Source organism: Yinghuangia soli (assembly GCF_021502675.1).
In the GTDB taxonomy this organism is placed as follows: domain Bacteria; phylum Actinomycetota; class Actinomycetes; order Streptomycetales; family Streptomycetaceae; genus Yinghuangia; species Yinghuangia soli.
Genome location: NZ_JAKFHA010000016.1, coordinates 55,343 through 74,814, shown reverse-complemented (window position 1 = coordinate 74,814; position 19,472 = coordinate 55,343). Strand labels below are relative to the sequence as shown.

At 73.0% G+C, this 19,472-nt stretch carries 20 protein-coding genes; 5 read left to right on the top strand and 15 right to left on the bottom strand.

Annotated features, from left to right (window positions below):
* Nucleotides 1-17: 17 nt before the first annotated feature.
* The 11 genes from LZ495_RS24850 to hisI form a co-directional block, all read right to left on the bottom strand.
* Nucleotides 18-554: a MauE/DoxX family redox-associated membrane protein gene (locus LZ495_RS24850; RefSeq protein WP_235055095.1), complete on the bottom strand. Its 537-nt coding sequence runs from the start codon at nucleotides 552-554 to the stop codon at nucleotides 18-20.
* 180 nt (nucleotides 555-734) lie between these two features.
* On the bottom strand, nucleotides 735-1,538 hold the full coding sequence (gene trpA, locus LZ495_RS24845; RefSeq protein WP_235055094.1) for a tryptophan synthase subunit alpha: 804 nt from the start codon (nucleotides 1,536-1,538) through the stop codon (nucleotides 735-737).
* A complete protein-coding gene (gene trpB, locus LZ495_RS24840) occupies nucleotides 1,535-2,764 on the bottom strand; it encodes a tryptophan synthase subunit beta (protein ID WP_235055093.1) in 1,230 nt (409 codons plus the stop codon). Before trpB ends, trpA begins: the two co-directional genes overlap by 4 nt.
* Before the next feature lie 108 nt (nucleotides 2,765-2,872).
* On the bottom strand, nucleotides 2,873-3,025 hold the full coding sequence (trpM, locus tag LZ495_RS24835; protein WP_235055092.1) for a tryptophan biosynthesis modulator TrpM: 153 nt from the start codon (nucleotides 3,023-3,025) through the stop codon (nucleotides 2,873-2,875).
* A gap of 16 nt (nucleotides 3,026-3,041) precedes the next feature.
* The gene (trpC, locus tag LZ495_RS24830; protein WP_235055091.1) at nucleotides 3,042-3,851 is read right to left on the bottom strand and encodes an indole-3-glycerol phosphate synthase TrpC; all 810 of its coding nucleotides are present in this window, start codon (nucleotides 3,849-3,851) and stop codon (nucleotides 3,042-3,044) included.
* 266 nt (nucleotides 3,852-4,117) lie between these two features.
* The gene (locus tag LZ495_RS24825) at nucleotides 4,118-4,585 is read right to left on the bottom strand and encodes a DUF2752 domain-containing protein (RefSeq protein WP_235055090.1); all 468 of its coding nucleotides are present in this window, start codon (nucleotides 4,583-4,585) and stop codon (nucleotides 4,118-4,120) included.
* Nucleotides 4,586-4,610: 25 nt separating this feature from the next.
* A complete protein-coding gene (locus tag LZ495_RS24820; protein ID WP_235055089.1) occupies nucleotides 4,611-5,168 on the bottom strand; it encodes a CD225/dispanin family protein in 558 nt (185 codons plus the stop codon).
* 251 nt (nucleotides 5,169-5,419) lie between these two features.
* Nucleotides 5,420-5,626, bottom strand: a complete 207-nt coding sequence (locus tag LZ495_RS24815) for an HGxxPAAW family protein (protein ID WP_235055088.1) — start codon at nucleotides 5,624-5,626, stop codon at nucleotides 5,420-5,422.
* Nucleotides 5,627-5,767: 141 nt separating this feature from the next.
* On the bottom strand, nucleotides 5,768-6,460 hold the full coding sequence (locus LZ495_RS24810) for a TIGR02234 family membrane protein (protein ID WP_235055087.1): 693 nt from the start codon (nucleotides 6,458-6,460) through the stop codon (nucleotides 5,768-5,770).
* Nucleotides 6,457-8,013 carry an anthranilate synthase component I gene (locus tag LZ495_RS24805; RefSeq protein ID WP_235055086.1) on the bottom strand — a complete coding sequence of 519 codons (1,557 nt, stop codon included), beginning with the start codon at nucleotides 8,011-8,013 and terminating at the stop codon, nucleotides 6,457-6,459. Before LZ495_RS24805 ends, LZ495_RS24810 begins: the two co-directional genes overlap by 4 nt.
* 98 nt (nucleotides 8,014-8,111) lie before the next feature.
* Nucleotides 8,112-8,519 carry a phosphoribosyl-AMP cyclohydrolase gene (gene hisI, locus LZ495_RS24800; RefSeq protein WP_235055085.1) on the bottom strand — a complete coding sequence of 136 codons (408 nt, stop codon included), beginning with the start codon at nucleotides 8,517-8,519 and terminating at the stop codon, nucleotides 8,112-8,114.
* Nucleotides 8,520-8,646: 127 nt separating this feature from the next.
* Here hisI and LZ495_RS24795 point away from each other — a divergent pair, with 127 nt between their 5' ends.
* Both LZ495_RS24795 and LZ495_RS24790 read left to right on the top strand, forming a co-directional pair.
* The gene (locus tag LZ495_RS24795; protein ID WP_235055084.1) at nucleotides 8,647-9,495 is read left to right on the top strand and encodes a septum formation family protein; all 849 of its coding nucleotides are present in this window, start codon (nucleotides 8,647-8,649) and stop codon (nucleotides 9,493-9,495) included.
* Between the two features lie 41 nt (nucleotides 9,496-9,536).
* The gene (locus LZ495_RS24790) at nucleotides 9,537-10,412 is read left to right on the top strand and encodes a septum formation family protein (protein WP_235055083.1); all 876 of its coding nucleotides are present in this window, start codon (nucleotides 9,537-9,539) and stop codon (nucleotides 10,410-10,412) included.
* A gap of 82 nt (nucleotides 10,413-10,494) precedes the next feature.
* On the opposite strand, the gene LZ495_RS24785 is transcribed toward LZ495_RS24790, so the two are convergent.
* Both LZ495_RS24785 and LZ495_RS24780 read right to left on the bottom strand, forming a co-directional pair.
* Nucleotides 10,495-12,306, bottom strand: coding sequence for an ABC transporter ATP-binding protein (locus LZ495_RS24785; RefSeq protein ID WP_235055082.1), 1,812 nt, complete (start codon nucleotides 12,304-12,306; stop codon nucleotides 10,495-10,497).
* Nucleotides 12,303-14,129, bottom strand: coding sequence for an ABC transporter ATP-binding protein (locus tag LZ495_RS24780; protein ID WP_235055081.1), 1,827 nt, complete (start codon nucleotides 14,127-14,129; stop codon nucleotides 12,303-12,305). The genes LZ495_RS24785 and LZ495_RS24780 overlap by 4 nt, the downstream gene beginning before the upstream one ends.
* Nucleotides 14,130-14,445: 316 nt before the next feature.
* On the opposite strand from LZ495_RS24780, the gene LZ495_RS24775 reads away from it, so the two are divergent.
* The gene (locus LZ495_RS24775) at nucleotides 14,446-15,582 is read left to right on the top strand and encodes an alpha/beta hydrolase (RefSeq protein ID WP_235055080.1); all 1,137 of its coding nucleotides are present in this window, start codon (nucleotides 14,446-14,448) and stop codon (nucleotides 15,580-15,582) included.
* Between the two features lie 62 nt (nucleotides 15,583-15,644).
* Nucleotides 15,645-16,289, top strand: coding sequence for a TIGR03085 family metal-binding protein (locus LZ495_RS24770; RefSeq protein WP_235055079.1), 645 nt, complete (start codon nucleotides 15,645-15,647; stop codon nucleotides 16,287-16,289).
* A gap of 90 nt (nucleotides 16,290-16,379) precedes the next feature.
* Here LZ495_RS24770 and LZ495_RS24765 read toward each other — a convergent pair whose 3' ends face one another.
* Both LZ495_RS24765 and LZ495_RS24760 read right to left on the bottom strand, forming a co-directional pair.
* The gene (locus tag LZ495_RS24765) at nucleotides 16,380-17,786 is read right to left on the bottom strand and encodes an MFS transporter (protein WP_235055078.1); all 1,407 of its coding nucleotides are present in this window, start codon (nucleotides 17,784-17,786) and stop codon (nucleotides 16,380-16,382) included.
* Nucleotides 17,787-17,799: 13 nt separating this feature from the next.
* On the bottom strand, nucleotides 17,800-18,378 hold the full coding sequence (locus LZ495_RS24760) for an ArsR/SmtB family transcription factor (RefSeq protein ID WP_235055077.1): 579 nt from the start codon (nucleotides 18,376-18,378) through the stop codon (nucleotides 17,800-17,802).
* Between the two features lie 222 nt (nucleotides 18,379-18,600).
* On the opposite strand from LZ495_RS24760, the gene LZ495_RS24755 reads away from it, so the two are divergent.
* Nucleotides 18,601-19,449 (top strand): undecaprenyl-diphosphate phosphatase, encoded by an 849-nt coding sequence (locus LZ495_RS24755; protein WP_235055076.1) that lies wholly within the window; start codon nucleotides 18,601-18,603, stop codon nucleotides 19,447-19,449.
* Nucleotides 19,450-19,472: the final 23 nt, after the last annotated feature.

Sequence of the window (19,472 nt, the reverse complement as noted above, 5' to 3'; positions counted from 1 at the left end):
CGCTGCGCCCGGGTGGTTCAGTCGTCGTACGCGTCGCCCTCTATGGCCAGCCACGCGTCCGCGGACAGGTGCGTGCGCGGGAAGAAGAGCAGCCACACGGCAGGCACCATGAACGCCAGGTCGCGCAGGATCTCCTGCAGGTACTTGGTCTGGTCCGGGGCGATCGGGCCGCCGCCGCCGAAGCAGCCGCAGTCGATGGCCAGGCCGCGGGCCCAGGCCTGGGCGATGCCCGCGATGAACACGATCAGCAGCAGGGCCGAGATGCCGGCCACGATGCGGGTGCCGAGGCCGACCAGCAGGAGCGCCGCCAGGCCCAGTTCGAGGTAGGGCAGGGCGTAGCCGACCGGTTCGACCAGGCTCTCGGGCAGCACGTCGAACGCGCGCACGGCCTGGGCGGCCTGGGCGGGGTTGACGGCCTTCTCCCAGCCGGCCCAGGCCCACACCACGGCCAGGGCCAGGCGGGCGGCGACGCCGATCCAGGGGATCGCGCGGCGCAGGGCAGAGGGGCCGGAAGAGCCGCCTGTCGGGCGGTCCACGGCGACAGCCGCGTTCATCGTTCGACCTCCGTCACGGATGGGTGGGGTGCCCTTGTTTAACCGATTTGCAGGGCCCGAGGTTCCTCGTACGGAGTAACTCGTTGAGGTCAAACGGAAGCGGGCGGCCACCACTTGCGCGTGGTGACCGCCCGCCATGATGCCATCTAGATGGCTATGTCCCAATTTTTTACGTGGTGCTTATCTCCCGGAGCGCACACCCTCGGCGAGCTCGGCGGCCAGGGTGCGGACCGCGTCGAGGCCGGCCTCGGGGGTCTCGGCTTCGAGCAGTGCGCGCACGAAGGCCGAACCCACGATGACACCGTCCGCGTAGCCGGCGATCTCGGCTGCCTGCGCGGCGTTCGAGACGCCCAGGCCGACGCAGATCGGCAGGTCGGTGACCTTGCGGGTGCGGCCCACGAGTTCGGCGGCCCGGTTCCCGACGCTGGTGCGGGTGCCGGTGATGCCCATCGTGGATGCGGCGTAGACGAAGCCGCCGGCCGCATCCGCGGTGAGCTTGAGGCGGGCGTCGGTGGACGACGGCGCGACCAGGAAGACGCGGTCCAGGCCGTGCTTGTCGGTCGCGGCGATCCACTCCGCGGCCTCGTCCGGGATGAGGTCCGGGGTGATGACCCCGGAGCCGCCGGCCGCGGCCAGCTCCTCGGCGAACCGCTCGACGCCGTACCGCTCGATCGGGTTCCAGTACGTCATGACCAGCGACGCGGCCCCGGTCTCGGCGACCGCGCGGGCGTTGTCGATGACGTGGCGGGTGTTGGTGCCGTGTGCGAGCGCGTGCTCGACGGCCCGCTGGATGACCGGGCCGTCCATCTGCGGGTCGCTGTAGGGCAGGCCGATCTCGATGATGTCGCAGCCGCCCTCGACCATCGCGCGGGCGGCCGCGGCCGACCCTTCGACACTCGGGTAGCCGGCCGGCAGGTAGCCGACGAGTGCCGCGCGGTTCTCGGCCTTGGCCGCGGCAAGGACTTCGGTCAGGCGGGTGCTCACTGCTGGTCCTCCTCGCGGACGTCGGCGTCGAACAGGTCGAAGTAGCGCGCGGCGGTGTGCATGTCCTTGTCGCCGCGCCCGGAGAGGCAGACCAGGATGGTCGCGTCCGGGCCGAGCTCCTTGCCCAGTTCGATGGCGCCGGCCAGCGCGTGCGCGGACTCGATCGCCGGGATGATGCCCTCGGTGCGGCACAGCAGGCGGAACGCGGCCATCGCCGCGTCGTCGTTGACCGGCCGGTAGTTCGCGCGGCCGGTCTGGTGCAGCCAGGCGTGCTCGGGACCGACCGCCGGGTAGTCCAGGCCCGCGGAGATGGAGTGGCTCTCCTGGGTCTGGCCGTACTCGTCCTGCAGCAGGTAGGTGCGGGCGCCGTGCAGCACGCCGATGGAGCCGCCGGTGATCGAGGCCGCGTGCCGGCCGGTCTCGACACCGTCGCCGCCCGCCTCGTAGCCGTAGAGGGCGACGCCCTCGTCGGGGATGAAGGCGTGGAAGATGCCGATCGCGTTGGAGCCGCCGCCCACGCACGCGGCGACCGCGTCGGGGAGCCGGCCGGTCAGGTCGAGGACCTGCTGCCGGGCCTCGACGCCGACGATGCGCGCGAAGTCCCGGACCATGGCCGGGAACGGGTGCGCGCCGGCCGCGGTACCGAGCAGGTAGTGCGTGCTGTCGACGTTGGTGACCCAGTCGCGGAGCGCCTCGTTGATGGCGTCCTTGAGGGTGCGCGAGCCGATCGTGACCGGGATGACCTCGGCACCGAGCACGCGCATGCGGGCCACGTTCAGGGCCTGCCGCTTGGTGTCGGCCTCGCCCATGTAGACGACGCATTCGAGGCCGAGCAGGGCGCACGCGGTGGCGGTGGCCACGCCGTGCTGGCCCGCGCCGGTCTCCGCGATGACCCGGGTCTTGCCCATGCGCTTGGTGAGCAGGGCCTGGCCGAGCACGTTGTTGATCTTGTGCGAGCCGGTGTGGTTGAGGTCCTCGCGCTTGAGGATGATGCGGGCCCCGCCGGCGTGCTCGGCGAAGCGCGGCGCCTCGGTGACGATGCTGGGCCGGCCCGCGTAGTCCTTGAGCAGGCCGGTGAACTCGGCCTGGAACTCGGGGTCGTCCTTGGCCTTCTCGTACGCGGCGGTCAGCTCGTCGAGGGCGGCGATGAGCGCCTCGGGCAGGAAACGCCCGCCGAAGACGCCGAAGTGGCCGGACGGATCCGGCTGGACGGTCTCGTGAGACATGGAGTTGATCCTCTGGGGAGAGGTGGGTGGAACGCCGGACGACACTCGCGGCGAGCGGGTGGCGTGCAGCGCGCCGTCACGGATGACGGGCACACGACTGACGGACGGTCAGCGGTGCCGCCATCGCCTCCCCGGGATCTGGCCGGGCTCGCAGCCGATGACGAACCGGACCCGGCGGCCGCGGACGCGGCGCGCGGGCGCGCGGCAGCCGCGGGGCTTGGCGCCCCGGGCGAAGCGCCCGACCAGGTCTCGGCAGTTCATGGTGCTCCTCCGCCGCTCAGCCGCGGCCGTGCCGCAGCGCGGGGTGCGCGCCGGCGGCGACCAGGTCGGCCACGCTGCTGCGCGGGTCGCGGCCGGTGACCAGCGACTCGCCGACCAGGACCGCGTCGGCGCCGGCGTTGGCGTACGCGATCAGGTCGTGCGGGCCGCGGACGCCGGACTCGGCGATGCGGATGACGGTCTCGGGGATCATCGGAGCGATTCGCGCGAAGTTTGCGCGGTCGACCTCGAGGGTCTTGAGATTGCGCGCATTCACACCGATGATCTGCGCACCGGCTTCGAGGGCGCGCTCGGTCTCCTCTTCGTCGTGCACCTCGACGAGCGGCGTGAGGCCGATCGACTTGGCGCGCTCGATGAGCGAGACCAGGGCGTTCTGGTCCAGTGCGGCGACGATGAGCAGGGCGAGGTCGGCGCCGTGCGCACGGGCCTCCCACAGCTGGTAGCTGGTGGTGATGAAGTCCTTGCGCAGCACCGGGATGTCCACCCGGGCGCGGACCGCGTCGAGGTCGTCGAGCGAACCGCCGAAGCGGCGCTGCTCGGTGAGCACGGAGATGATCGCCGCGCCGCCCGCCTCGTAGTCGGCGGCCAGGCCGGCCGGGTCGGCGATGGCGGCGAGCGCGCCCTTGGACGGGCTGGAGCGCTTGACCTCGGCGATCACCGCGATGCCGCCGGAGCGCAGCGCGCCGATCGCGTCCTTGGCGGGCGGTGCCGCGGCCGCCAAATCCTTGATTTCATCAAGGGATACGCGGGCCTGTCGCTCGGCGAGGTCGGCGCTCACACCGTCGATGATCTCGTCGAGCACGCTCACGCTTTGCATCCCCTCGTCACAGGTGACGGACTGGATCGTCCGACCGGGTCGCCCCGGGCCGGGCCCGGCAACGCCTGGCGGCGTCGGAAGGTTCCGGCCCTTCGATGGTATCGGCCCGCCGAAGGAGTCGGCCGACCGCGTACCGTCGCTGAGGTGGGGGCAGCATACGGCGTCGCACGGAACCACTGCCCCGCCGGTCCACAAGGCGGGCATTTTGCGGCCTGTACCCCTCCTGTACCCGTCCCGTCACCGGTCGGTTTGCGGGATCAGGGCGCGAGCCAGGTGCCGAACGGCAGGTTGCGGAGCACGGTGAACACCGCGATGCCGGCCAGGAGGAGCTTGACCAGCCGCGGGTCGGCGGCCGACATGCGGACCTGGCCGCGGGCCGAACGCACGGTCCAGCGCAGCCAGATGAACACCAGCAGCGGGACCATCGCGACGGCGAACGCATTGAAGCCCAGCGCGGCCGGGATGTCGGCGGAGGCGAGCGCGTGCACGCACCGCAGGCCGCCGCAGCCCGGGCAGAACAGCCCGGTGAACTGCAGCGTGGGGCAGAGCGGGTAGTGGCCGGGCTCGTTCGGGTCCACGGTGCCGACGTACGCGGTGGCGGCCAGCACGCCGGCGGCCACCGCGGCGGGTCCCGCCAGGCGCAGCGCGAGCCGCTTCCCGGGCGGGGGCGGCGCGGGGCGCAGGAACGCCGCGTCGGGCGTGGGTGAACCGGTCACGTCGTCCATCCTGCCCTCCCCGGCGCGGGCCGGCTCACAGGTCGCCCAGCGTTTCCTTCCAGCCGAGCACGAAGACGCCGATCATCCAGCTGGTCCAGAAGATGACGCCGAGCAGCACCGCGCCGATCGTCCAGTTGCGGGCCCGCAGCGAGGCCTCGCGGGCGCCCGCGAGGTCGCCGCGCAGCCAGCGCTCGTTCACCGAGGTCGCGGCGAGCAGTGCGGGGATGCCGGCCAGGAAGCAGCAGAAGACCGTGGACAGCACCGCCCACACCAGGAAGTTGTCCGGCGGCGGGGTGGGCGGGGCCGGGGGCTGCGTGGGCGGGCCGTAGCCGGGCGGGCTGCTCGCCTGACCGTAGTAGGGCTGCCCGGGCTGCCGGCCGGGTGTGCCGGGATAGCCGTACGGAGTGGTGGGCGGCACCGGGCCGGGTGTGCCGTACGGCTGCGGGGGCGGCGGCTGGCCTTGCGCGGACGGCTGCGGGGCGCCGTAGGGAGCGGTGGGCTGCGCGTGCGGCGACGGGTTGCCGAACGGCTGCGGCTTGCCCCACTGCGGTGGCCCGCCCGACTGCGGCGGGGGCGGATAGCCCTGACTCATGTGCCTGCGATCCCCTTCGCGCCCAGGCGTCCGCCGGGCGGCAGGCCCGGACGCGCTGGTCCCCATGGTCCGGACCACGCCGGACGGCACGCCCACAGTAGCGACACCGGCGCGCGTGCGCGGCCCCGGACCGCGGTGATTGTCCGACAAACGAGCGGACATGGCGACGCCTCCTCCCCTGCTCCGGGGAAAACCGGGGAAAACCAGGGAAACCAGGGAAGGAGGCGTCCTGCGGCGCAGCGGTGCGGCGGCTACCGGCGGGCCGGGATCGCGCCCATGCCGGCCATGCGCATGCCGCCCGCCACGACGGCGCCGACCGCTATGACGGCGAGGCCGGCCCAGAACAGCACGGGGCTGGGCATGATCAGCGCCACCCCGGAGACGGTCGACCCGATCAGCGCGAGGATCGTCAGGGTCCAGGCGGCGGGGGTATTCCCGTGGTGGTCGGCCTGCGACATCGTTGCTCCTTGTTCCACAGGTTCACAGAGTTCATATCTGCGGTGCCGGGCCGCGCCTCGGCGGTGCGCCGCAGCTTCCATTGTCCCCATACGGAGCAGTGCTCCTGACCCGGGGTGGCGGACGGGCGGTCCGGCGGGGTGTCAGCCGGTCGGGTCCTCGCCGCGGTCGAGCGCGTTCCACAGGTCCGCGGAAGTCCGGCTCTTCTTGGCCTGCCGGGCCGGTCCCTCGGTGCTGGGGGCCTCGTAACGGCTGCCCATGCCGGGCCAGTTGCGGCCGCGGACCATCACGGCGAGGCCGCCGAGCAGCATCAGGACTCCGCCGGCCAGGGTGATCCACGGCCAGATGGTGTGCGTCACCTCGACCGCGCGGACGCCTTCCACCGCAGCCTTGGTCGCGGCCTTGGCGTCCAGCGCGGAGCGGTCCGAGGAGCCCGCGACCGCGGCCGCGGCAATACCCGCGCCGGCCAGCGCCAGCACGGCGCCCACGATGCCGCGGAACACGCCCCGGGTGGCCAGGACCGCGACGGCGCCGGCCAGGCCGACGAGCGCGAGGACGGCCGGGACCTTGCTGACCGCCGAGCCGCTGGCCTCGATCGGGAAGCGGGTGCCGTGCGAGAGCGCCGCCCCTTCCGCCCAGACGCGGCCGCCGAGCGAGAGCACGAGTGCGGCGCCGAGGAGGACCAGCAGGAGCGCGGTGCCCATCTCGCGGCGGACAGCCTTGCGGGCGGCGGCGTCGGCGGCGGCTTCGTTGCCGCCGGTACGCACGGTCGCGGCGTTCTCGGTCGTGCCGGTGCTCGCGGGGTGCGCCGCCGGGGAGTTCGCGGGGCCGGTCATCGGGCCGACTCCAGCGTCGCGGCGGTCGCGATCGCGCGGAGGACCGCGGCGGCCTTGTTGCGGCATTCGGTGTCCTCGCCGACCGGGTCGGAGTCGGCCACCACCCCCGCCCCGGCCTGAACGTACGCGACGCCGTCCCGGATCAGCGCGGTGCGGATGGCGATCGCGGTGTCGAGGTCGCCGGCGAAGTCGACGTAGCCGACGCAGCCGCCGTACAGCCCGCGCCGGGTCGGCTCGAACTCCTCGATGATCTCCATCGCGCGCGGCTTCGGCGCCCCGGACAGCGTGCCCGCGGGGAAGCAGGCGGCCAGCACGTCGAGCGCGGTGCGGCCTTCGTCCAGCTGCCCGACGACCGTGGAGACGATGTGCATGACGTGGCTGTAGCGCTCGATGGACATGAAGTCGACGACCTCGACGCTGCCCGGCGCGCAGACCCGGCCCAGGTCGTTGCGGCCCAGGTCGACGAGCATCAGGTGCTCGGCGCGCTCCTTGGGGTCGGCGAGCAGCTCGGCGGCCAGCTCGGCGTCCTCCTCCGGGCCCGCGCCGCGCGGGCGGGTGCCCGCGATGGGGTGCACCATCGCGCGGCCGCCGGTGACCTTGACCAGCGCCTCGGGGCTGGAGCCGACGATGTCGAAGCCGCCCTCGGCGCCGCCGTCCGGGCCGGGCAGCCGGAACAGGTACATGTAGGGGCTCGGGTTGGTGGTGCGCAGCACCCGGTAGATGTCCAGGGCGCTCGCCGCGGTGGGCATCTCGAAGCGCTGCGACAGGACGATCTGGAACGCCTCGCCGGCCCGGATCTCCTCCTTGGCCGCGTCGACCGCCTTGCGGTACTCGGCGCCGCCCCACGGGCTCGTCCACTCGGGGGTGACGCCGCCCTGCACGTACGAGGCGCTGCTCTCGGCGGGGCGGGCCAGGTCGGCGGTCATCGCGTCGAGGCGGGCGACCGCATCGCGGTAGGCCTCGTCGACACCGGACTCCAGGCCGTTCCAGTTGATCGCGTTGGCGATCAGCAGGACGGTGCCGTCCGCGTGGTCGAGGACCGCGAGGTCGGTGGCCAGCATCATCATCAGCTCGGGCACGCGCAGGTCGTCGCGGGCCAGTTCGGGCAGCCGTTCGAGGCGGCGCACGATGTCGTAGCCGAGGTAGCCGACCATGCCGCCGTGCAGCGGCGGCAGATCGGGCAGGCCGGCCCCCGAGAAATCGGCGAGCTCGTGCGGCGTGTGCAGCGCCTCGACGGTGGCGCGCAGCACGTCCAGCGGGTCGCCTTCGCGCGGGATGCCGGCCGGCGGCTCGCCGAGCCAGCGGGCCGCGCCGCCGGACTCGGTCAGCGTGGCGCGGCTGCGCACGCCGACGAACGAATACCGGGACCAGGTACGCCCGTTCTCCGCCGATTCGAGGAGGAACGTGCCCGGGCGCTCGGCGGCCAGCTTGCGGTACAGGCCGACCGGGGTGTCGCCGTCCGCGAGGAACCGCCGCGTGACGGGGATGACCCGCAGGCTGCGCGCGAGCGCGCGGAACGCGTCGAGGTCGGGGGTGACGGTGCCGGTGGTCATGGTGCGGGATCTCCCGGGACGCAGGTGGCGCTCGTACGTGGCAGGTCGGTCAGGCCGGTCAGGTCGGGCGGGTCGGGGCAGGGCGGGCGGTGCGGACGTCAGGTCGCGGCGGGCCCGGCCGGCGCGGTCACCGGCAGCGCGCCCGCGTCGAAGCAGGTGCGGTCCCCGGTGTGGCAGGCGGCCCCGGCCTGGTCGACCTTGACCAGCACGGCGTCGCCGTCGCAGTCCAGGGCCGCGGACACGACGCGCTGGGTGTGCCCGGAGGTGTCGCCCTTGACCCAGTACTCCTTGCGGCTGCGGCTCCAGTAGGTGCAGCGGCCGGTGGTGAGCGTGCGGTGCAGCGCCTCGTCGTCCATCCAGCCGACCATCAGCACTTCGCCGGTGTCGTACTGCTGGGCGACGGCGGCGAACAGGCCGTTCTCGTCGCGCTTGAGCCGGGCCGCCACCGCCGGGTCGAGAGCGGAGGGCCGCACGGGCGGCACGGACGGGGAGGAGTCACCGGTCATGGGCGCATTCTCGCAGACCTGGCCGGACGCCCCGGCGGCGCATCTGTGACCGCATAGGTTCTCGGCGGTTGTCAAGCAGTGACACCCATGCGTGCGGGAGGTTCACCCGATCGGGCAAGCTTTGCGCATGACGATGCCGCCGCCGCCGGGTCAGGGAGGCTTCCCGCCCGGCTATGGACAGCAGCCCGACCCGGGCTATCAGAACAACCCCTCCTACCCCGGGGGCTATTCGGGCAACACGTACCCGGGCGGCCCGCAGTACCCGAGCGGCCCGCCCGGAGGCGGCCCGCAGTACCCGGGTGGACCCACTTACCCCGGAGGCGGCTACGGCGGCCCCGGCGGAACGTTTCCCGGGCCGCCCGGACCGCCGCCAGGCGGCGGCCGCGGACCGCTCCTGCTCGTGGTCGTCGGCGCCCTCGTGGTGGTCGGCGGCGTGATCGCCGCCCTGGTCTTCCTGCTCGGCGGCGACAAGGACAAGAAGAACGAGGGCAAGAACACCGGAACGCCGACCGCGGCACCGACGTCCAAGGCCTCGGAGCCCTCGCCGAGCGCCACCACCAAGTCGGCGAGCCCGACGCCGAGCCGGACCACCCGGACACCGAGCCCGACCCCGACGTCCACCGACGGCCTCACCCAGGTGGACAGCACGCCGCTGGCCGCGGGCGACTGCATCAACCTGAACGAGATCACCGGCAAGATCGACAAGGTCGCCTGCACCACGCCGCACGACAAGCAGGTGCTCAAGAACTTCAACCTGACCGGCTCGACCTACCCGACCGAGGCGGAGATCGAGCGCCAGGTCGTCGCGGCCTGCCAGGCGGCGTTCAACACGGCCACCGCCAAGGAGGCCGCGCCGAACTCGTTCGGCATGTACTACCGGGTTCCGCAGCAGCTGGCCTTCATGAGCGGCGACAAGGAAGCCACCTGCCTGATCCAGAACAAGAGCGACGCCAAGCTCACCAAGAAGCTGGGCTGACGGCCGGTCCGAGACCGGGCGAGACCGGAGGGGGTAGCGCGATGAGCACTCCGCAGTACCCGGGGTCGGGATGGCCGCCGGGACAGCCGCAGGGCGGCGGATACGGCGGCGGGTACGGCGGAAGCGGCTATCCGGGCGGCGGCGTGCCGCCGGCCGGCGGGGGGTCGTACGGAAGCGGGGGCCCGTACGGCGGCGGCTATCCGGGCGGACCCGGCGGCGGCTATCCCGGCGGGCCCGACGGCCCGGGCGGTCCGGGCGGTTTCGGCGGTCCGCCCGGCTATCCGCCGGGCCCGCCGAACGGCGGCGGCAACAGCGGCAAGGTCGTGGCGTGGGTGGTGGTCGGCGCGCTCGTGCTGGCCGCCGTCGTGATCGGCATCGTGCTGAGCCTGGGCGGCGACGACGACAAGGGCGGCCAGGCGGACAAGTCGAGTGCGCCGCCGGCCTCGTCGGCGCCGGCCACGAGCAAGGAGCCGACGACGTCCGCGCCGACCAGCCGGACGCCGTCGACGACGCGCGCGACCACGCCGAGCACCAGCCGGACCCCGACCTCGTCGGGCACGGACGACCCGAACAGCGTCAAGAAGATCGAGCTGTCGCCGGGCGACTGCGTCAACTTCCCGGCCGGCACCAACCAGGTGAACAAGGTCGCGTGCACGACACCGCACGACGCCGAGCACGTGAAGAACCTGTTCCTGCCGGAAGGCCCGTGGGCCGGCGACGACGCGACCGAGACCCGGGCCTTCTCGCTGTGCGAGAAGGAGATCGCGCCGCTGCTGGCCAAGCAGACGAACGGCAGCAGCATGGGCCCGGACTTCATCTTCCCGTCCGAGGAGACCTGGGCGGACGGCGACCGCGAAGTGCAGTGCATGGTCAAGATGAAGGGCTCGGCGAAGCTCACCGCACCGCTCAAGAAGTAAGGCCGCAAGAAGTAGGGCCGTACGAGAAGCAAGGCCGTACGGGAAGCAGGCAGAAGAGCAGGCAGCAGCCCGCCGCGCGACGTCAGTCCGCGGCGGGCTTCTGCTGTGCCGCCCAGGAGGCGTGCAGGCGGCTGTAGGTGCCGCCGGCGCCCACGAGTTCGCGGTGCGGTCCGCGCTCGACCAGGACGCCCCGGTCGAACACCAGCACCTCGTCGGCGGATTCCGCGGTGGACATGCGGTGCGCGATGAACACCGCGGTGCGCCCGCGGGTCAGGCCGTCGAGGGCGCGCTGGATGCGCACCTCGGTGGCCGGGTCGACCGCGGAGGTCGCCTCGTCGAGCACCAGCAGGTCCGGGTCGGCGACATACGCCCGGGCCAGCGCCACCAGTTGGCGCTCGCCCGCGGACAGCGACTCGCCGCGCTGGCCCACCGGGGTGTCCAGGCCGAGCGGCAGCCCGGCCAGCCAGTCGGCGAGGCCGAGGTCGGCGAACGCGGTGCCGATGGCGGCGTCGTCGGCGTCCGGGCGGCCGTAGCGCACGTTGTCGCGGATCGAGGCGTCGAACAGGAAGCCGTCCTGCGGCACCATCACCACGCGGGCCCGCAGCGAGGCGAACCGCACGCCGGTGAGCGGGATCCCGTCCAGCAGCACGCGGCCCTCGTCGGGGTCCACGATGCGGGTGAGGAGCTTGGCGAAGGTGGTTTTGCCCGAGCCGGTCTCGCCGACCACCGCGACGCGGCTGCGCGCGGCGAGCGTGACGTCGACGCCATGCAGCACGCGCGGACCGTCCGGGTAGGCGTACCCGACGTTGTCGAAGCGCACCTCGACCGGGCCGCGCGGCAGGTCGGCGCCGGCCGCGCCGGGGTCGGCGATGTCGGGCTCGGCGTCCAGGATCTCCAGCACGCGGCGCCAGCCGGCCAGCGCGTTCTGGGCCTCGTTGAGGACCTCGACGCCGAACTGCACGGGCATCACGAACAACGTGACCAGGAAGAGGAAGGCGACCAGTTCGCCGAGCGTGAGCTGCCCGTCCACGCCGAGCAGCACGCCGACGATGACCACCGCGGCGTTGGCGACGCCGACCGCGACCTCGCCCATCGGGAAGGTCAGCGCGATGAGGGTCTGGGCCCGGGTCTGGGCGACCCGGTGGCCGTCGATGGCCTCGTCGATGCGGGCCGCGGTGCGCTCCTCGATGCCGTGCGCGCGCACCACCGAGGCGCCGACCACGGGTTCGGAGATCGCTCCGAGCATCCGCCCGGCGTGCACGCGGACCGCGACGGCGGCCGCGGCGACGCGCTTCTGGAAGGCCTTGAGCAGGAAGAAGAGCGGCGCGAAGCAGACCCACACGAGCAGCGTGAGCTGCCACGAGTAGGCGAGCATCAGCGCGGTGACCACCACGAGTTGGCCCGCGCTGATGACGACCATGAGGCCGCCCTGCTGGATGAACCGGGTGATGGTGTCGACGTCGCCGGTCACCCGGGAGACGAGCGAGCCGCGCCGCTCGGTCTGCTGGTGCAGGGTCGACAGGTCGTGCACGTGCCGGAAGGCGCGGACCCGCAGCGTGGCCAGGCCGCGCTCGCTGGCGTGGTAGATGCGCACGTTCATGGCGTACGAGCAGATCGCGGTGGCGATCACCGCGAGTGCGGCGCCGGCCACCATCCAGCGGACCAGCGCGAGGTCCGTGCCGCCGTCGCCGCGCAGGCCGTTGTCGATGGTCTGCTGCACCGCGAGCGGCACGATGATGCGGCCCGCGGTGGCGATCGCGGCGAGCACCAGGGTGACCGCGATGCCCTGCTTGAACTCGGGCGACAGGGCCAGGCCGCGGCGCAGGACCGCCCAGCCGGACTGCTGCTTCTCGGCGGGTGCGGACAGCGGGGTGGGCGCGGTTGCCGTGGTCATGCCGGCACCTCCTCGTCCTCGGTCAGGTCGTCGGCCGGGGCCGCGGCGGCGTTCTGCTCGCGGTCGCGCGCGGCGCGCTCGTAGGCGTCGACCAGGCGGCGGTAGCCGAGCGAGGATTCCAGCAGTTCCTGGTGCGGGCCGCGGCCGGCGACCTTGCCGTCCTCGATGAAGACGACCTCGTCGGCCAGCGCGATGGTGGCCTTGCGGTACGCGACCACGACCACGGTCGACGGGCCGGTGCCGCCGTCGCGCAGCCCGGCCAGGATGGCCGCCTCGACGCGCGGGTCGACGGCCGAGGTGGCGTCGTCCATGACCAGCAGCCGGGGCCGCCGGACCAGGGCGCGGGCCAGCGCGATGCGCTGCCGCTGGCCGCCGGACAGCGATGTGCCGCGCTCGCCGACCTGGGTGTGGATGCCGTCCGGGAGGCGGTCGACGAACTCCTCGGCCTGCGCGATGCGCAGCGCGGCGCGCACGTCCTCGTCGGGGACGTCGAGGCCCAGCGTGATGTTGTCGCGGATCGAGTCGTCGAAGAGGAACGCCTGCTGCGGCACGAGCGCGGCCGCGGCGGCCACCCCGCCGGCCCGGAAGTCGCGCAGGTCGGTGCCGTCCAGCAGGACCGCGCCGCTCGACGGGTCGACGAGGCGGACCAGGAGCGAGACGAGGGTGGACTTGCCGGAGCCGGTCGGGCCGACGACCGCGACCGTGCGGCCGGGCTCGACGTCGAAGGTGACGTCGGAGAGGACGTCGGCGCCGTCGAGGTAGCCGAAGCGCACCGCGCGGGCCTGCAGGCCGGCCGGGCCGGTCTTCTCCGCGGCGGCGTCGCCGTACGACGATTCGCCTTCGGCGTCCAGGACGCTGCGCACCCGGTCGTAGCCGACGATGGCGCGCGGCATGTCGCCGAGCAGCCAGCCGATGGCCCGCACCGGGAAGGCCAGCAGGGTGAACAGGTAGGCGATCTGCACGAGTTCGCCGGGGTCCAGGTCGCCGTGCGAGATGCGGATGCTGCCCGCGAGGAGGACCAGCAGCACGCCGAGGCTGGGCAGCGCCTCGAGCAGCGGGTCGAACAGCGCGCGGACGCGGCCCACCGCGATGTTGGCGTCGGCGAGTTCGCGGGCGGCGGCCTCGAAGCGGGCGGCCTCTTCGTTCTCCCGGCCGAGCGTCTTGACGACGAGTGCGCCGTCGAAGCTCTCGTGCGCGATGGCGCTGACGTCGGCGCGCAGTTCCTGGGCGCGCATGGCCAGCGGGCCCTGGCGGCGCTGGTAGGCCACGTTGAGGAAGAAGATGGCCGGGAAGATCACGAAGCCGACCAGGGCGAGCGCCCAGTCGGTGGCCAGCATGGACACCGCGGCGAGGACGAGCATGACGACGACGCCGGTGGCCATCGGCAGCGGCGCGATCGGGAACCAGGCGGCCTCGACGTCGGCGTTCGCGTTGGACAGCAGGGCGCCGGTCGGGTGCCGGTGGTGCCAGGCGAGCGGCAGGCGCAGGTACTGGCGGGTGACGCGGCGGCGGTAGGTGGCCTGCAGGCGGTACTGCATCACGCCGGCCCACAGGCGGCGGCCGACGATGCCGAGCGCCTTGAGCAGCGCGATGCCGAAGACGACCGCGAACGTCGTGACCATGGCGGCCGTGGTGGTCTCGCCGTCCCGAAAGGCGGGGACGATCACCCGGTCGGTGACCTGGCCGAGGATGAGGGCGGAGGCGACGGTGGTGGCGCCGTACAGCGCGCTGGCGCCGACCGCGGCCGCGAAGATGCGCGGCTCCTCGCGGATCGCGACGCCGAGGACCTGCATGCCCCGTCTCAGGACGTCCTTGTCGGTCACGCGTTCTCTCTTTCGCTGCGGGTGCCGGATTCCGGGCCGGGAGCCCCGGAGGGCCGCATTCGGGGCCGCACGCATCGCGACCGGCGTGCGGGACGCCGGCCGGGCGGTGTGCGGTTCATCCGATGTTCACAAGTGTGGCGGGCGGCGCGCCATTCCCCGCAGCCACCCCCGGCGGGCATGCAACCGGGGGTGGCTGCCGCGCGTCTTGTGACGACGGGCAAAATGGATCATCCCGCTATGCGGTTGTTCCTCCGTAAAGAGACCGATTCAGCGGCCGTTCCCGGGACCGCTTCAGACACCGCAAAGGAAAGATCACGTGGGGCTGACCAGCAGGACCCTTCTCGCAGTACTGGGTGTGCTGGCCCTCGCGTCGGTCGTCGCGGTGGTGTGGCTGTGGCCCCGGCTCGGCGGCCGGAACTGGAAGGCGGTCCTGGGCCGAATAGGCGCGCTGCTGGTGGTGCAGGCCCTGGTCCTGTCGCTGCTCGCGCTCTTCGGCAACCGGTACTACCTCTTCTACACAAGCTGGGACGACCTGCTCGGCAAGACCGGCAAGCCGACGCTGTACACCGGGCAGGGCGGTGCCGGCGACCCGGCCGCGAAGCTGGTCAAGCTGGGCGACACCGAGGCGGTGGACGTCCCCAACGGGGGCAACCCGCAGGCCGCGGGCCAGATCGTGGCGATCGACGTGACCGGCCGCCGCAGCGGCCTGGACACCAGCGGCTACGTCTACCTGCCGCCGCAGTACTTCCAGCCGGACGGCCAGAACCGCCGCTTCCCGGTCGCGGTCGTGGTGACCGGCTACCCCGGCGACGCCCGCAACCTGATCACCCGCATGGAGATCCCCAAGACCGCGGCCACCGAGATCAACGCGGGCCGCGTGCAGCCGACCATCTACGTCATGGTGCGGCCGTCCCAGACCTCGGGCCGCGACACCGAGTGCACCGACGTGCCCGGCGGCCCGCAGTCCGGCACCTTCTTCTCGCAGGACCTCCCCGAGGCCGTCCGCGGCGCCTTCCGGGTCGCGCCGGGTCCGGCCGCCTGGGGCATGATCGGCAACTCGACCGGCGGCTACTGCGCGGCCAAGCTGGCCATGCTCAACTCCGACCGGATCGGCGCGGGCGCCTCGCTGTCCGGCATGTACGACGCGGTGCAGGACGGGCAGACCGGGGACCTGTACGGCGGCAGCAAGCAGTTCCGCAACAGCCAGGACCTGCTCTGGCGGCTGCAGAACCTGCCCGCCCCGCCGGTGAACCTGCTGCTCACCACCAGCAAGGACGAGGAGAACTACGCGTCCACCCAGGAGTTCCTGAAGCTGGCCAAGGCACCGCTGAAGGCCGACACGCTGGTCCTGCCCACCGGCGGCCACAACTTCAAGACCTGGACCGCGCTCATGCCCGACGTGCTGCGCTGGATGAGCGCGCACCAGCAGGCGGGGCCGCCGCCCGGGCCGTGACCTCGGCCGCAGCCGCCCGGTGGAGCTTGACCTTGCCACCGGGCACCGGAACGATGCGGCGCATGGCTTCCTACGCCCGTACGGAACGCGCTGCCCTCGCCGACCTCCTCTCCCAGGTCGGCCCGGACGCCCCCACGCTGTGCGCCGGTTGGACTACCCGCGACCTCGCCGCCCACCTGGTGGTCCGCGAGCGCCGGCCCGACTCCTCCCCCGGCATCCTGTTCAAGCCGCTGGCGAACTACACCGACAAGGTGCGGCGCGCGAAGGCGGCCCGCCCGTACGAGGAGCTCATCCACCTCGTGCGGACCGGCCCGCCGCGGCTTTCGCTGTTCGGCCTGCCCGGTGTGGACGCGGCGGCGAACACCATGGAGTACTTCGTCCACCTCGAGGACGTCCGCCGCGCGCAGCCCGACTTCAAGCCGCGCGACCTGGACCCCGGGCTGAACGACTTCCTGTGGAAGCGGGTCAAGGGCGGCGCCAAGCTCATGATGCGCAAGGTCCCGGTCGGCGTGGAACTGCGCCGCACGGACACCGCGGACGAGGCCCGGCCGGTCGTGGTCCGCAAGGGCACTCCCGTGGTGACGCTCGCCGGGCCGCCCGCCGAACTCCTGCTCTACGTCTACGGGCGCAAGGAGCAGGCGCTGGTCACCGTCGAGGGCGACGAGGACGCGGTACGGCAGCTGCACGCCACGCCGACCGGCATCTGAGCCGGGTGGGCGGGCCGGCTCGCCCGGCTCGCCGCGTCTGCCCGGTCCGCTGCCCGGCCCGCCCTGTCCACGGCCCCGTCCGCCCGCCGGTCAGGACGCGCGCTCGGCGCGGCCGGGCCGCTCCAGGAGCGCGGTGCGCAGCGGCGCGCAGCACAGCGCGACCGCGCAGGCCAGGGCCTGCAGGCCGGTGCCGACCGCGAACAGCGCGGCCGGTCCGGCGGTATCGGACAGCAGACCGGCCAGCGGATAGGTGACCGGCACCAGGCCGACCGCGCCCAGCATCTGCAGGGCGACGACGCGGCCGAGCATGCTGCGGGCGGCGGTCGTCTGGATGAGGGCGGCGCTCAGCCCGCCCCAGAAACCGGAGCCGAGGCCGAGGACCGCAGCACCCGCCATCGCGACGGGCAGCGTCGGCGCCAGGCCCATCACGCCCATGCCGACCGCGCCGAGGCCCAGCGCCGCGGTCATGACGCGGCCCGCGTGCGGGACATGGCCGCGCACCGACAGGACCAGGCCGGTGGCCACCGCCCCGGCTCCCCAGGCGCCCAGCATCAGGCCGACGCCGCCGGGGCCCCAGCCGCGGTCGCCGGAGAGCAGCACCAGCCCAAGGTTCATCGGGGCGCTGAAGCCCAGTTCGGAGATGATCCCGACGGCGATCACCCAGGTGAGGAGCGGGACGGACCGCACGTAGCGGAGCCCTTCGCGGATGCTCCCGTCGCCGGGCGGCACTCCCCCGTCCTTGGCGTCGGCGGCGGCCACCGCGGCGGGGACCGGGCGCAGCCGCCAGAGCAGCAGGAACGAGAAGGCGAACAGCCCGGCGCTGGCTGCGAACGCCGCCGCGACGCCGCCGTTCGCGAGCACCAGGCCGGCCGCCGGAGCCCCGGCGATCGCCGACAGCCGCGTCATCAGACTGCGCAGGCCTTGGACGCGGGCGTAGTGCTCAGGCATGGTCAGCGTGGGCGGCAGCGCGCCGATGGCCGGCATGAACAGCGCGTCCACGGCCCCGAATACGAGCGCGATCGCGGCCAGCAGGGCCACCCCGGGGGCGGCGAGCGCGACCGCGGCCGCGGCGAAGGCCATGACCGCGAACCGGACCAGCACGCTGCCGATGACCACGCGGCGGGCCCCGAAGCGGTCCGCTATCGAGCCGCCGAGCAGCATCAGGAGCGCGCGCGGCACGGTGCCGAGGGTGACCACGATGCCCGCCCCGGTGGGGCCGGCGGTCTCGGCCGCGCTCCATGCCAGGGCGAGGAACCACATCTGGTCGCCGACCAGCGAGGCGGCGAACGCGCCGAGCCAGCGGGTGATGGCCGGCCCCGGTCCGGACGCGGGGGGCGCGTCCGGAACCGGGACCGGTTTCCGAGGGGCGGCCGGGGCCACGGGCCCGGGGTGCGCAGCGGTCTCGGTCGGGGACGGGCACGCGGACGAGCCCGTGGACGCGGACGGGGACTTGGTCGCGGTTGTGCCGGTGGTGCGCGACGAGCGGTTCACGGTCACCTCGCGGTCAGGGTCAGGGCGCGTAAGGGAAGCCGTACATCTCCAGCAGCACCCGCTCGCGCGGCGTACCGTCGCCCGTGGCCTCCGGGAGGCCCCGGTAGCGGTCCACGACCTCCATCAACTCGCCGTACAGCGCGAGGAGTTCTTCCGCGGTCAGGCGCAGGGCCGGGGCGGTGCTGAAGCTGGCTTCCGGCCAGCGGCCGCCGAGTTCGAGCACGCGCCGGTAGCCCTCGTCGCGGCGCTCGCCGCGCTCCGCCTCGATGACCCGGATGACCGTCCCGGAGACTTCGCGGCCGATGTCGTCGCCCTGGAAGTCGCCGGTGCGGAAGCGGAGGTCCTGCGCGGACTTCCAGTAGCGCTCGCGGCCGTCCTGCCCGGCCTCGGGCGCCTCGACCACGAAGCCGAACTTGGCCATCGCGCGCAGGTGGTAGCTGACCAGGGACGGCGTGGCGCCTACAGCCCGCCCCAGTGTCGAGGCGGTGGCCGGGCCTTCCGCATTGAGCAGGCGGCTCAGCCGCAGGCGCAGCGGGTGGGCGAAGACCTTGAGGGCCTCGACGTCTTGCGTCACGGGCTTGGACTCGTCTGCGGGCATGCACACCACCGTAGATCCGAAGGAAGTCTTTCGCAATAACTCTTTCGAAGTTTCCCTTTCGGATCTCGCCGCTTCTTCGGGCCCTGCCGGCCGGCCTCCTTCGGCGATCTCCTGCGCACCTCACCCCGATGGCCCTACGTTGACCTCGCGTCCTTGTCCCGTTCATGTGCGGCTGGGAAGATCCACGGGCCCATCTGCCGGTCCCCCGAGGAGACTTCGTCCGTGAGTTCCGACATCGGCGTCCTGGACGCGGTGATTCTTGGCGTGGTCGAGGGCCTCACGGAGTTCCTCCCGGTGTCCTCGACCGGGCACCTGAAGATCACCGAGGGGCTGCTCGGCATCGACGTGGACGACAAGTCCGTCGTCGGCTTCACCGCGGTGATCCAGGTCGGCGCGATCGCGGCCGTACTGTTCTACTTCCTCAAGGACATCGTCCGCATCGTCTCCGCGTGGGGCCGCGGCATCGGGGACAAGGCGCAACGCCAGGACCGCGACTACAAATTCGCGTGGTGGGTGATCTACGCGACGATCCCGATCGTCATCGTCGGCATCGCCATGAAGCCGCTGATCCACGGCCCGCTCGCCTCGTTGTGGGTGGTGGCCGGCTCGCTCATCGTGGGCAGCGGTGTCATGTGGTACGCCGAGGTCGCGAGCGGCACCCGCGCCCGGCGCCGCGGCGAGGACGAGGTCACCCTCAAGGACGCCATGCTGGTGGGAAGCTCGCAGATCCTCGCGCTGCTCTTCCCGGGCTTCTCGCGGTCCGGCGCGACCATCTCCACGGCCCTGATCCTGGGCCTGGACCGGGTGGCCGCGACCCGGCTGTCCTTCTTCCTGTCCATCCCGGCGCTGACCGGCGCGGGCATCTACGAACTCAAGGACGCCACCGGCGGCGACACCTCGGTGACCTCGCTGATCGTGGGCACCGCGGTGTCGTTCGTGGTCGCGTACGCCTCGGTGGCCTGGCTGCTCAAGTTCGTCTCGAAGCACACCATCAAGGGCTTCGCGATCTACCGCGTCGTGGTCGGCTTCGCCCTCATCGGCATGCTGGCGTCGGGCTTCCTGGACTCCTGATCCCGCGGCGGCGCGGGCCGGTG